Raw genomic sequence first — 14099 nt, 5'->3', positions numbered from 1 at the left:
CCCGTCTGGTCCAGCAGCACCGAATGCGTCTCGCCGCGCGCATAGAGATGTGCCTCGCCCCATTGCCTTAAGGAGACCACGACCAGGAACAAGCCGTGGCCCCGTCTGGTCAGCACATGTTCCTGATAGGCGCTGCCGTCGGAGGCCGGGATCTGTTCGAGGACGCCGGTTTCGACCAGTCACGCGTCGCGCCGTCAGCATGCCTCGCGCGAACTAGACCGGGCCCGTCGCTTTAAGCCATGTCACTCAGAGCAGTGCTGTGGCGGAAGCGGTTGGCGACCGGCGGCGCCTGAAGGTTAATTCTTCGCAATTGCAGCAGCGCCGTTAATGCCCGAGACACCAAGCACCTTTACGTGTCCTTCGCCTCTCTGTCCTAGCTTTGGAACGGCTGGGGCAATCTAAATGGGCATATTCGCGCGATTCCGTACCGCCTTCTCCGTGGGCGATCTGACCGACCCGCTCGGTCGTTCTCTGCTCGTGGAGCAGTTCCGTGTGCTCCGACAGCAGGTGCCGGTTCTCTACGCCGTGCTGCTCGTCGACAGTATCAGCGTAGGGCTGGTCCTCCCGTCCACGGTGTCGCCATGGCTGAGATTCGCGTTGCCGGCCGCTCTCCTTGCGATCTGTCTCGTCCGGCTGGTTCAGTGGATACGCCTGAGGCGGAGCGATTTCACGCCGGAGGAGGCGTACCGCGAGCTCGTCAGAACCCGCTTGGTGGCGGTGGTGCTCAACGCGGGCTTCGTGTTCTGGATCCTGGCGCTGTTTGGAGTTGTCGAGCCGAGCCTGCGCGCGCCTGTCGCGTTGCTCGTGTTCATGGGATGTATCGGCACCGCTTACTGCCTCGGCAGCTTCCCGCCGGCGTCGCGCCTGACGATGATCATCGCCGGTGCGCCGATCGCGACCGTACTGCTCTTCTCCGGAGACGGGATGATGATCTCGCTCGGGATCAATCTGCTGCTGTTGCTCGTCTTGCTCGGTCGGATGATCAGCACGAACTTCCGGTCCTTCGTTCAACTGGTGGAGACCCATAGCCGACTGACCGAAGAAGGCGATCGTGCAAGGGTTGCAGAGCAGACCGCCACAGCTCTCGCCGAGCGGTTCGACAGAGCGCTCAACAACATGTCTCAGGGCCTTTGCTTCTTTGACGACGATCAGTGCCTGATCGTCTGCAATCGGCAGTATCTGGAAGTCTACGACCTCGATCCGGAAATCGTCCGGCCAGGCATGAAGTTGAACGATATTGTCGATCTCCGATATTCGGTCGGCAGCGCACCGAAGATGTCCAAGCAGGAATATCTGGTCTGGCGCAACAGCGCCCCGGTGATTGCCAAGAATTCGGATACGACCGTCGAGCTGACGAACGGGCGAATCGTGCGCATCCGGCATAGGCCGATGCAGGGCAACGGCTGGGTCGCCACCCACGAAGACATCACGGAGCGACACCGGACCGAAATGGCTCTTGCGGAAGCCAAGGCCGCGGCCGAGCAGGCCGAAGCGACCGCGCGGGCCGCCCACACTCACCTGAGGGAAGCGCTCGACGTCGTGCCTGAAGGCCTCGCCATTTTCGGCAAGGACGATCGGCTGGTTCTTTGGAATAGGCAGTACACGGAATTCTACGCTGCCAGCCGGGACGCCCTCGCGGCGGGAGCTCCGTTCGAAGGCATCCTCCGCGCCGGTTTGGCCGCCGGACAGTACCCCGAAGCTGCAGGACGCGAGGAAGAGTGGCTCGCAGAGCGCATGGCCCGACATGCATTGCCCCGGCACTCTCATGAGCAGCATCTCGCCGGCGATCGATGGGTGCGCGTCGAGGAAAGACGGACGGCGGATGGGGGTAGCATAGGCGTTCGGATCGATATCACCGACCTCAAGCGGCGTGAGGCGTCGTTCCGGCTTCTTTTCGAAGAAAATCCGCTTCCGATGTGGGTGTCGGAGGCGAAGACGCGGCAAGTGATCGCGGTGAACGGGGCGATGTGCCGCCACTACGGCTTTTCCCGCAAAGCTCTCCTCAGCATGTTCGAGCCGCAGCTTGAGTGCGGAGATTCCGAGAGCGAAAGTCGTGATTTCGAGCTGCACCGGACGGCCAACGGCGAGGTGATTCAGGTCGTGATCGAGTCCCGGCCGCTCATCTACGAAGGCCGCGCCGCGCACGTTTCGGTCGCATTCGACGTGACGGATCGGAATCGGACGCAAGAGAAGATCAGCTATCTCGCTTGCCACGACGCGCTCACCGAATTGCCGAACAGGGCGGCGCTGGATCAGCACCTCATCGACGCGATCGAGCGAGCGCGCGCCAGTGACGATGGGTTTGCGGTGCTCTGTATCGACCTCGATCACTTCAAGGAGATCAACGATCTGTTCGGCCATGCCGTCGGCGACGCCGTGCTGCGGGAGGCCTCAAGGCGCCTGCAGGAAGCCGCGCAAGGATCCTACGTTGCCCGTGTCGGCGGCGACGAGTTCATCGGCATCACTGATGAATTGCCGTTGCCGGCAAGCGCGGAACTACTCGCCACCAGGATGCGCGCGCAATTCGAACATCCAATCGAAGTCGACGGCCACGCCCTGCAGATCGACCTCTGCGTCGGAGTGGCCCTGTATCCGAGAGACGCCGACAATGCCGTCTCCCTGCTGGCGAACGCCGATGCCGCCCTCTATCGCGCGAAGCACGAAGGCAGGGGAGCGATCCGCCTGTTCACGAGCGCCATGGACCAGCAGTTGCGGGACCGCCGCGCCCTGGAGCACGATTTGCGGGTGGCTGTGGAGCGCGGCGAGCTCTATCTGGAGTACCAGCCGCAGCAGGACCGCCACGGTATCCTCAAGGCCTATGAGGCCCTCGTACGCTGGCGCCATCCGGTGCGCGGAATCATTGCCCCGGGGGAGTTCATTCCGGTCGCGGAGAAGAGCGGCTCGATCGCGCAGATCGATGACTGGGTTCTCATGGAGGCCTGCATGGAAGCGGCGTCGTGGCACCAGCCCCTGAGGGTGGCGGTCAACGTCTCGGCCGCACAGTTCCGCCGAGAAAATCTGGATGCCCACGTTCGCAAAGCACTGCGCGAGAGCGGGCTACCGGCTTCGCGCCTTGAGCTAGAGATTACTGAAGGCGTACTGATCGAGGACATTGCGCGCGCCAAAAGGACGATGCAGTCGCTCAAGGCTCTCGGGATTCATATCGCGCTCGACGATTTCGGAACTGGATACTCGTCGTTGTCCTATTTGGAGGCGTTTCCCCTCGACCGCATCAAGATCGACCGCTCCTTCGTCGCGGCGCTTGGCGAGAGCGAGCGGTCGCTGGCCATCGTTCGAGCCGTGATCGGCCTGGCCCACGGGCTCGGCGTGCCGGTGCTTGCCGAGGGTATCGAGACCGATGCTCAGATGTCGCTGCTCCTGCAGGAGGGGTGCGACGAGATGCAGGGGTACTTGATAGGGCGGCCACGGAGCCTCGAGCCTGCCTCGCAAAGTAACAGGGTTCCTATTCGAGCGGCTTCTTGACCACCGGCGCTCCGCTCCGCGCGCGCGGGGAAGTCCGGGAGGAAGATCCCGCTCGAATCTGGTTCGTCAGCGGCCATGGCCGCTAGTTGCTGTCTTGATGAAGCTTCATCGGAAACCTTGTTGCCCTCGCCTTGTCCGGAAAATCGGTCAGTTCCGGCGGCAAGACATTGGCCAACCTCGAAACTGCAGTCTTTGCGGCGATCGAAGCGCTTCCCGAGCCTGTCCGCCTCTGCTTCGCGAAGTTCGCCGCATCCATTGCGGCCAGTTCGCCGGCGAGGCTCTGGCGAATGTCCGGGCACCGGCGGTCCTGCACGCCCTGCGCAACCACTTCTTTGACGCTCGCAGTCTCTTCCGAATAGGGGTTTCTGGGCTAGCTTAACTCGGTCGAACCGCCGCGGTACGGACTCGTGTATGCCAAGTGGTGTGGGAAGGCGGGCATCGCGAGAGGTCCCCCTATCCCGGTCAATCAAAGCACAAATTGCGGGCTAACCAGTTGGGACTTTTGCGGCAGCGTCGCACCACGACTATGCGAGCTTCGTAGGACGGACGCACTGATTTCCTCAAGGAGCTTTAGTCGCAAGCCACCGAGGGCCCGTCGTCGTGCTTGAGGTGTCGCTTCCGGATGTTGTAACTCACCAGCCAGATCACGCCGACCGCGATCGGCACGAAGGCTGCGGTTAGGAACGAGGGCTCTACATGCAGTCCGACATCGTGCGCGCCCTTGGCCAGATAGCTAAACAGGCTGACCACGTAATATCCGATCGCCCCGACCGACAATCCTTCGACCGTGCACTGCAGCCGAAGTTGCTGCCTCGCGCGCTCGTTGAGAGCGTGCAAGAGGTCACGATGCTGTCGTTCAATTTCGACGTCGACACGGGTTCGCAACAGATCGGCGACACGCGCCAGCTTGACCGACAGACTTGCCTGACGATCCTCCACGGTCGCGCAGGTTCGCATCGCAGGCGCCATCCGGCGCGCCAGAAACGACGACCAGGTCGGATAGCCCGCCACATCGTTGCCTTCAATGATGGACAGCCGCGATTGGACAAGCTCGTTATAGGCCCTGCTGGCGCCGAAGCGAAACAGGCTACCGGTCGCGCCTCTTTCGAAGGAGGCGGCCAACGCCGTCAGCTCGGCAAGCAGGTGGTTGTTGAATTTCAGTCCCTCTGCACCTTGCATTTCTTCGAGCGTCTCAACAAGACGCCGATCGATGCGATCGACAGACGGCGCAAGCTCGAGGGCCGCCGACAAATCAAGCAGCGCCAGCGGGCGGTAGGTTTCGATTTCCAGGAGCCGTTGCACCAGCGCTCCGAGATCGTGCGACGTCAACCCCAGGTCGCAGACGAGGATTTTCGTGAAGCCTTTTTCGTCCACGCGGAAGTCTGAGGCGGCAACGCCTGCACCATTCCTTGTGGCAACCATGGCCAGGCTATTCTTGTCAAAAATCTGTTCGGCGCGCTTAGTCGGCGAGGGGTCCTGCTCCACTTCTAACCTGATCGCGACCAGCAATTGTCCGGACTGCCGCAACGCGCGGATCAGCGATCGGACGGCATCATCAACTTTGTCGAATTGGTGAGCGGCAGGACCATTTGCGTTAGGCCAGAACCAGGTGAATGTTGTAAATTCCGAATGCTGCTCCCAGCGTAGCGTAGCAGGCCCGATGACAATCTGATGATGTTTCGCCGATTGCCCAGGCGGCGGAAGATTGCGGTCTAGGCAGAAGTCGATAAAACGGCAGCGATCGCTTGCGGCCGCCTCACCTTGCGCAAGAAAGGCGAGGTGGATCACGCTGAATGGCGAAACAAGGCGCGTGAAAGGGCGCGCGTGCACTTCGCCGAGCACGGCGTCGCGTTGCGGATGTGGGTTGAAGGTTCGCAGATCCAGTTCATCGATCATGTATTGACGACTCGCTTCAGAGTGAGCAAGCCTCCGTCAGCCTTGACGCTGGAGGCATTGGCGGTGCTTGAAAATGGGGGCGCGGCAAGGCGCCGATCAAGTCACGTTGACGATCGATCCCGAGGTCGCCTTCAGCTTGAGAAAGAGATCTTGCGGGAGCAGGATCAGGCCGAGCAGATTGAGCCGGAACAGCCTCATCCCGCTTTCGACTGACGCCGTCAAAGACGTCTGCGGGGTACGGTCCGGTGTCTATGGCGAAATGCCGGCATTGTGGATCAATGCTTCTAGCGGTGCGCCAGCAATCCGTTCCCCGACCTCGGCGGCCGCGTGCGACGCCGTCCGACGAATGCCTAGATCGACGTGGGCATGGTTGTCTGTCTCCGAATCCGGCGGACATCGCCCACCACCGAAGGATTGCCGCGTGCAAGTGAAGATACGCCGGCCATCTTCCGAATACAGGTTTCCGGTGGCATGATCGATGCCGCGTGAGGCCCTGGCAAGCAGGAGCATCTTCCGTTCTCCCAGCGCGGTGCAGGCAGGCGACCTCCGGTGCGGCAACCGCAATATCGATTGACAGATCGATGTCCAAACGCGACTCCCATCTTGTTGCTGCCGCCTAACTTCCTGGCGCGGAGAGCCGGTGCAGGATTTGGGCCAGCACCGTTGAAGGGGACGCTCGCGTCTTTTTTGGCGCAATGTCGTTTTCGAAGACAGTCGGAGGCGGGTTTCAGACATGAAGCGCGCTTGTATTCCGACAGAATGCGCATGTGAGGCAGGCCACAGGGAATTGCCTGTTCCGCAAGATGATGGCTCGCCGGCCGCTACCATTGCTCAGCGGCCACGCTGTGGTCGGATTTGTCGATCCAGAGCCCGGAGAGTGACCGCGCCCGGACCCGCGGGGCAAGGCTTAGCGATGGGCTCATAACGTCACATCGAGTGAGGTTGACTGGACCACGCACGCAGAGCGCTCGCCGTTCTCGTCTTTGAAGCGGCACTTAGGGTAGCACAAGCGTCGCGGCTCGACCGATTATCGCAGGGAGGCAGATACGTGGCGATCGTAGTGAGTGATCGACCAAATAGCGGCGGATCACAGATGCGGCCGACAACTCGAGTCATCGAGCGTATCGCTCGAGTGCGGTCGCGGAACCTTGGATCCATCTATCGCCATGAGGCTGAGCGCCAATTTCCGTCAAATACGCTTGCCGGATTTTGCGGGACTCGCTTGTGTATCAGCGCGGGGTCCCGACGCCGATCGGCACCATACGTCATGATCCATACTACCTTAGTCGAGTTTCACGCGTAACGCGATCACGGCGTATCTCTCGCCGTCATCGATCCAGGACGCAGAACCGCGAAGCTGTCACCGATCGAGGCCCGTTCGATCGCATCTGCTGCGGCATCCCACGCGGAAAATCCACGCATCGCGACCAGCGCGATGCGGCTTTCCGGATGATCAAACTCGATGCCTTCACAGGACGCAGTAGATGGAAGGACCGATCGGTCAATACGCGCGATCTTCCGTAGATTACAATGGCATCGTCGGGCGTAGCGAACACCATCTCGGCCAGCGGGCTTTGTCCGCGCAAACAGGCCGGACATCTGATAGCAAGCGATCAGGTCAAAAGTCTGCTACAATCCTGATAGGCGGGGGCCGTCCACATCTGCAACCTCTACAGCAACCCTCTGTAAACACCTTGACAAATGTACCAAGTTCAGGTGCAAATTAAATATAGGTCGTAGGTGGGTTCGAAAACCCCTGCGGCCTTTTTGATTCTCTGGTCGGTGAACCGAACCCGGCCTTTCTTTCGAAACTTGCATCTCTGCAGGCCGCGCGTGTTCACCGCGCCGCGCGTTCGCGTGCACAAGGGGCGCTTCTTCCATTTCCGTCCCCGGCGAGCGCAAGCGCAATTCGGCCTCCTGCGCTGTCCGTCGAGCGACGAGCCGCCACTAGAGACAACTGTCACACGCGGATTTCATCACGGAGATCGTGACTAGCCCGTGACTAGTCACGTGCAAGGACGACGATGCCGGCCTCTGGGCATCCCCATATTTCGGACGCAGACCTCAAAGCACTCGGATTGCGCCGCGTGGACGCCTATGTCCACGAGGAGCTCGGAAGCTCGGGGGAAGGCGATAGAGATAAGAAAGCCAAAACGGCAGCCCAGCGAAAGAAGGAAGAACGAGATCGCTAAATCGCTGATCAGCTCGACCAGTTCAACATCGTTATGTCGGTTTTTCCCGACAAATATCGCGCTAGGCGCAATGGTCGGAGCAGAAATTGTGGGTAATTGAAAGCCTCACCGGATGCTTACGCTCCTACGGCTGCCCTTTTTACGGAATTGGGCGACGTTGGCCGGGTCGCCCTTCGGCGCCGATCGGGGGGCAAACCGTAGGCCGAACGGCAAATCGGTGTTCGGCACGCTCTAGCGAAGATTGGCTACACGATTTCAATAGCTTGGCGAGCATCTGGGGTGCCCGGTGCCGCAACCGCGGCATCGCGATCCGCAAACCTTAAATATTTCCTCTAAGTCTTCGATGAAGCCAACGCGACGGCCTGAGGAGGGATCGTGCTGCCCGCTCAAGCCGAGGTTTGGGCGGAAGTCTACCAACCCATCAAAGCGCCGAGCTCGACGTTTGCCGCCGCATCCGCGGAATAGCGCCTCGGATCCCCGAATGGCCGAACAGACACGCAAGGCTGCCCTTGCAAAGAGTTGTGCGAATCCTTGGACTGCTCGTCACTTTTCGACAGCATTCGGCTCGTTAAGACGATAACAACGTCACGTTGAGAGCGGCCGCTTGTGACCGATGCATGCAGGCCTCTCTCTAGTTGATGGAGCGATACCGAATCCAAGGGGTATCCAGCTAAGCGTTGCGCGGGCGAGATTGCCATGCCCGGCAACCCTTGGATTCACCCAAGTTCGATTTCGAGGGGGGCGGACAAAATGACTAATGATGCGGGAGCGCTTTCGGATACAAGTGCGCCTTCCGGCAAGGAGACGAAGCAGTCGCCACTCGCGTCGATCGGACCTGTTCATAGTCCGTTTCGACGGGCAACCGACCTGTTGCAGCGTCTTTCACCCGGCAAGATGCGGATTGGGTTTTTCATCGGGGCAGGATGCCCTCTGTCGGTTCGTGTTTCCGATGGAAGCGGTACGAAGCCGTTAATACCGGACATCGCCGGTTTGACCGCGCAAGTTAAGGCCGCGTTGGACGGCTCAGGCGAGTTGAAGCAGGTTGCCGAGACTGCTTGGTCACGCATCGTCGCTCGTGGGGTCGGGGTACCGACGCTCGAGGACGTATTGAGCCATATCCGCACGCTCAAATCTCTTTGTGGTCACGGTCCCATTGATGGCTTCACGAGTGAACAGCTTCTCAAGCTCGACCTAGCGATCTGCGAACATGTACGTCAGATCGTCAGCGTTCCCCTCCCGAACGGAGACACGCCATATCATGTGCTGGCAAGCTGGATTCAAGCGATAGATCGCGAAAAGCCAGTAGAGATATTCACCACGAACTACGATCTCTTGTTGGAGCAAGCTCTGGAGGAACAGGGTGTTCCGTACTTCGACGGTTTCGTCGGATCGGACACCGCGTTCCTCGATCATGAATCAATGGCACAGGACGATTTACCTTCGCGTTGGGCGCGGCTGTGGAAAATTCATGGCTCGATCAACTGGTGGATGACAAAGAGAGAAAAGATTCGCCGCAGCCGCGACAAGATCGATGGCGAGCAACTGCTGATCTACCCATCCCACCTCAAATATGATCAGAGCCGGCAGATGCCATACTATGCGATGCTTGACCGGCTCGGCACGTTCCTACGTTCGGATCAGTGTGTCCTGCTCACGTGCGGCTATTCATTCGCCGACGAACACATCAACGCCTACATCGCTCAAGGCCTGAAAGGCAATCCAAACGCATCCTGCCTTGCGATGTTTTTCAACGACCGGAGCAGTGCACCGAAGGCGGTCGCTTTGGCAAAGAAGCATGCCAATCTAACGGTGCTGGCTGCCGACGGCGGTATTGTCGGAACGGTGGATCGCACTTGGGACAGCATGCATCGGGACAGCAACCCGGCCTACTCAATCGCAGTGAGCAAAGAGGTTATGCCTGGTCGAACGGCTGCCCCTGCGGATCAATGCAAGTGGCTGCTCGGTGACTTCAAAGCTTTCGGGCAGCTTCTGGCTCATCAACTCGCCAGCAGAGACATTGAGCAGGAAGCTAGTGATGCGATCTGATCCGACCCTCATAGGTACGGTACAGGATGTGGCCGGCACGGCCGTGAGCGTTGCGTTGGTCCGTGAGTCCGCGACCGGTCTGAGTTTTTACAAGGGGGAGTCCTATCGCATCGGGCAGGTGGGCAGCTTTGTTCGCATCCCGCTCGGCTACACGTCGCTCTTTGGCATTGTCTCTCAGGTCGGGGCGGGCGCCGCCCCGAAGGCTGAGGGCGATGCCCGTCCTTGGGGCAATCAGTGGCTAAGCGTTCAGTTGGTGGGAGAGCGTGGCCGCAACGGTCAGTTCGAACGGGGTGTCTCGCAACATCCAACGATCAACGATGCCGTCCACATCGTCACGGAGGACGACCTCCGGGAGATCTATGGTCCCGGTGATCCAGTCGATTTCGTGAGCGTCGGTCGGTTGGCGAGTGCCGAATCCATCCCGGCGCTCGTCAACATCAACAAGCTAGTAACGCGCCACTGCGCTGTGGTTGGAACGACGGGAGCCGGCAAATCAACGACGGTGGCGGGTCTGCTGGCCGCGCTTTCCCAACCGGAGCGCTATCCCTCGTCTCGAATTGTGATCTTGGACATCCACGGTGAATATGCGAAGGCACTTGCCGACAGGGCAACGGTCTTTCGCATCACTCCAGACACCGAGAAGGACGAGAAGGCGCTCGTCATTCCGTTCTGGGCTCTCAGTTTCGAGGAATTGATCAAGTTATCTTTCGGAAAGCTTGATGATCGGCAGGCCGCCGTTGTCGCTGATAAGGTCGTTGAGCTGAAAGCCGAGTCCCTTAGTAAGCAACCGCGTGAAGGCATAGTCGCGGAGCGACTGACGGCTGATACGCCAGTGCCTTTCTGCATCCATAAAGTGTGGTTCGAATTCCATCAGAGAGAGCATCGGACCGTAATTCCGAAGCCTGGTGCTGCCGCGGATGAAATCGAGGCGGCTTATGTGCTTGGCACCGACGGCAAGCCCGTTCAACCGGGGGACGCGATGTCCGTGACGCCTCCGCTCTATAGGACCGTAAAGACGTCAGGGCCGCCGGCGGAGCGCGTCAACTGGGGTCCCGATGCGCTCAATATCAGACAGCAGCTCGCGGTCCTGGCTTCCAAGTTGCGGGATCCCCAGTTTGCGTTTCTTTTCAACCCCACGGAATGGACACCGCAGCTCGATGGCACGGTGAAGCAGGATCTCGATGCAGTGCTGAAAGATTGGATCGGCACCTCGGCCCCGATCACCATACTTGATCTGTCAGGGACGCCATCCACAGTTCTCAATGATCTTGTGGGCGCGTTGCTTCGCATGCTCTACGATGCGCTATTCTGGGCGCGGAATCTTCCCGAGGGCGGACGCGAGCGGCCGCTGATGATCGTCCTGGAAGAGGCTCATGCTTATCTAGGAAAAGAGCACGTGGGACCCGCTGCCTCAGCGGTTCGCCGAATTGCGAAAGAAGGCCGCAAGTACGGTGTCGGTGTCATGATCGTAAGTCAGCGACCATCCGAAATTGATCCGACGATTCTGTCACAGTGCGGCACCATCTTTGCTATGCGATTGGCCAATGACGTTGATCGCGGGCAGGTGGCCGGATCGGCGTCTGACAATCTGAAGGGATTGTTCGACATGCTTCCTATTCTCCGAACCGGAGAGGCGATCATTGTCGGCGAAGCGGTCAGTTTGCCGATTCGGACCCTTATCGATCCTCCCGACAAAGGTCGGCGTCCTGACAGCAGCGATCCTCGGGTGGTCGTCCGTGGCGATCCCAACAAGGACGGCTACGAAGGAGAAGGCGGATGGGCGGTCGATAGGCACGACGAAGATTATGCAATCGTCATGAGACAATGGCGGAAGCAGTCGCCCCGTTACGAGCACAAAATAGATTCATCAAAGTCGGCATCACCGGGAAAGAAGAAGTCATGAACTGGATTGAAACGCCCGATTCCTCGACCATTGCGCGTTTTGTCTATGATGGATCAAGGCAGGTTCTTATCGTCGAATTCAAGAGCGGCGGACGCTACGAATACTACGATGTTCCCGAAGCCGCTTATGATGATTTCGTTCGGGCAGGCTCCAAAGGTCAATATCTGGCTCAAAACATCAAGGGAGCCTATCGGTACGCACGCGCGTAATGGCTGGGCACCAACCGTATGCTCGCCTTCGCGACGCGTTAGCAAACAAGGTCTTTGCTTCGATAACTAAGCGAGACCAGGTCAGTCGCAAGGCCGAATGAGGAAGCGCAAGCGTCGAGGCATACCGAGAAGCTAACATGAATTTGACCGAGGAGCTTTCATGAAAGTCTTTTGGGCGTGGCAGTACGATTTGCCGGGAAAGGTGTCGCGCCATTTTATTCGCGGCGCATTGGAAGAGGCGATCCGAGCGGTCAATGCCATCGAGGGGATCGATGAGCCCGACGAGAGTTTCCAGAACGGCTTGCAACTCGACTATGGGCGAAAAGGCCTCAAGGGCAGTCCCGACCTCGCCATTGAAATTCTCAAGAAGATCGACGGTGCAGAGATATTCGTGGGTGACGTGACGCCGGTAGGCCGGGGCGCGCCCCATGTCACCGATGAAGGCGTTGCTTCCGACGGGAAAGCGCTGATGAATCCCAACGTTGCCATTGAGCTCGGTTACGCGCTTAAATCCAAGACTACGGAAAATGTTCTCATGGTGATGAACGGCCACTACGGAAAGCGGGCGGACATGCCATTCGACTTGGGCCATAAGGGCGGCCCGATCATATACAACCTTCCGCCTCATGCTACCAAGGAACAGATCGCGTCAGAGAAGAAGAAGCTCGTTGCCATTTTACAAGAAGCGTTGCGCGCTTATCTTCCAGTTCCCACAGCTATTCCGTTTCCTGAGTTGCAGCCAAAGATCGGGAAGGGGATTTTCTTCTCGGATGGCGAGGTCCTCGGGGCCAATCAGAACGATAGAGATAAGACAGCCTATACGATGCCGTTCAGGAGCGTGATGTGGTTGCGCGTCTTTCCGACGAGTACCCTGGACATGCCTCTCTCCTTACAAGCGCTGTTAACGAGTGTCGCGCGCTTTGGTCCATTTGGCGTGCCAGCCGGAGGAGAGCCGATACGCCAGAACGCCTACGGAGTGGCCTATTTCACTCCCGCAGGACACACGGCGAATATTGATAGTCTCTCCCAATATACCCGGGATGGAGAAATCTGGGGCGTCAACGCTGACATCTTGCGCCAGGGCGAACGAGGTGACGGCAAGCTTGTGCTTTCCTTACCAATGGAGAATCTCTTTGTAACGTCTCTGTCCCTTTATCTCGATTTTGCGCGGCAGGTTTCTCGGGTAGACGGCCCCGTCACCGTGGAAGCAGGAATCGAAGGCATTGCCGGCCGGAGGATCATCCACAACGGCGCTGCCTTTGTGGTGGGAGCTGGATTTACCGGCGCTGGTGATCCCATGCATCTTGACCGCGTTGTTCACCGCGATCGGCTAAAGAACTTCGACAAGACCGAGCAAGACAATTTCCTGATCGAATTCTTTCGCAAAGTGAATGCAAACACCGGCGTGCCACGACCTCCGGGACTTTACGGGCGCGGCTGACGTGCCGACATTTCCAGTCGGGTGTACCTTGTAGGGCGTCAAGACCATCCGGAAAGCGTGCGGTGTGGTGCCGACGAAGGCGAATGCGACCGAGCGTACTTACGATGCGCCTCAAGCGCTACAAAGGTTCAACTTGAGAGCACCCTTCTCACATCGAACATCGCTCCACAGTTGGTGCAAACGAAGTCAAACCGGCAGTAAGTCGCTTTTCTCTGATCGTAATGCGCAACATCTTAGTTAGGATAATCGATATGAGGGCATTGTTAGTGCTATGTTCAGTGTTTGCCGTCTCTACGTCCGCCCGCTCGGAGGATATTGCCACTCCGAGCCGGATAGACAGCATAACCAAATCAGCCCGAGACTTGGTGCCCTCCATTCCAACTTTGCCTTCTGTGTCACTACCCTCAATACCCGATCTGTCCTTGCCGGACTTTTCCGACGCGACCGGAAAGATGATGACGGAGTTCAACACATTCACTCAACAGGTTAGTGAAGCTCTACCGATACTCGAGCAAATGGGATATGAGGTCACTACATTTAAGGTGACATGGGCAATCCCTCCGAGAGCTCGACTGCGTCTAAAATCTACTGGAAATGCTGAGATTCAGAAGCTAAGTGGCATCGCGGCAAAGACGAATGGCGGCATCTTAGTTTCCGCGCTCGTCACGAGCGCTATCACTGCAAAACGCATCCAAAGCACAATGCGGCTTGGGACGGCATACCTTGACGTAGACTTCGCGGTGCCGCCACGCGTAAGCATGAAGTTTATCGGGGCAAAGGCTACAGAAAAGGACGAACTCATTCGTGACCCGGATGAATTAGAGATCGCCTGCAAGTGACCCACGGGATAGTCCTCCGCCGCGATTTACTCACGCCCAAGCTGGTTTCAGTGGAAAAATCGCCGCAATCGCTTGCGGCGTTCGACCTGA

At 58.7% G+C, this 14099-nt stretch carries 8 protein-coding genes; 6 read left to right on the top strand and 2 right to left on the bottom strand.

All coding sequences use genetic code 11. From position 1 onward, the window contains the following. Positions 1 to 402 precede the first annotated feature (402 nt). On the top strand, positions 403 to 3483 hold the full coding sequence (locus ACFDR6_RS29600; protein WP_375860436.1) for an EAL domain-containing protein: 3081 nt from the start codon (positions 403 to 405) through the stop codon (positions 3481 to 3483). A gap of 570 nt (positions 3484 to 4053) precedes the next feature. Here the strand turns inward: ACFDR6_RS29600 and ACFDR6_RS29595 are convergent. Together ACFDR6_RS29595 and ACFDR6_RS29590 are read right to left on the bottom strand one after the other, a co-directional pair. After that, on the bottom strand, positions 4054 to 5379 hold the full coding sequence (locus tag ACFDR6_RS29595) for a DUF3422 family protein (protein ID WP_375860434.1): 1326 nt from the start codon (positions 5377 to 5379) through the stop codon (positions 4054 to 4056). Positions 5380 to 5628: 249 nt separating this feature from the next. After that, complete coding sequence (locus ACFDR6_RS29590; RefSeq protein ID WP_375860433.1) at positions 5629 to 5889, bottom strand: Rossmann-fold NAD(P)-binding domain-containing protein; 261 nt, start codon at positions 5887 to 5889, stop codon at positions 5629 to 5631. A 2432-nt stretch (positions 5890 to 8321) separates the two neighbouring features. Between ACFDR6_RS29590 and ACFDR6_RS29585 the strand changes: the two genes are divergently transcribed. The 5 genes from ACFDR6_RS29585 (at position 8322) to ACFDR6_RS29565 (ending at position 14009) form a co-directional block, all read left to right on the top strand. Beyond that, a complete protein-coding gene (locus ACFDR6_RS29585) occupies positions 8322 to 9617 on the top strand; it encodes an SIR2 family NAD-dependent protein deacylase (protein WP_375860432.1) in 1296 nt (431 codons plus the stop codon). Beyond that, positions 9607 to 11520 (top strand): ATP-binding protein, encoded by a 1914-nt coding sequence (locus ACFDR6_RS29580; protein WP_375860431.1) that lies wholly within the window; start codon positions 9607 to 9609, stop codon positions 11518 to 11520. The genes ACFDR6_RS29585 and ACFDR6_RS29580 overlap by 11 nt, the downstream gene beginning before the upstream one ends. Then, a complete protein-coding gene (locus ACFDR6_RS29575) occupies positions 11517 to 11729 on the top strand; it encodes a KTSC domain-containing protein (protein WP_247302519.1) in 213 nt (70 codons plus the stop codon). Before ACFDR6_RS29580 ends, ACFDR6_RS29575 begins: the two co-directional genes overlap by 4 nt. A 160-nt stretch (positions 11730 to 11889) precedes the next feature. Then, on the top strand, positions 11890 to 13170 hold the full coding sequence (locus ACFDR6_RS29570; RefSeq protein ID WP_375860430.1) for a hypothetical protein: 1281 nt from the start codon (positions 11890 to 11892) through the stop codon (positions 13168 to 13170). Positions 13171 to 13625: 455 nt separating this feature from the next. Beyond that, complete coding sequence (locus tag ACFDR6_RS29565) at positions 13626 to 14009, top strand: hypothetical protein (RefSeq protein ID WP_375860428.1); 384 nt, start codon at positions 13626 to 13628, stop codon at positions 14007 to 14009. Positions 14010 to 14099 lie beyond the last annotated feature (90 nt).

This window comes from Bradyrhizobium tunisiense (assembly GCF_042263385.1).
In the GTDB taxonomy this organism is placed as follows: Bacteria; Pseudomonadota; Alphaproteobacteria; order Rhizobiales; family Xanthobacteraceae; genus Bradyrhizobium; species Bradyrhizobium tunisiense.
This window is presented reverse-complemented; position numbering and strand designations above follow the sequence as displayed.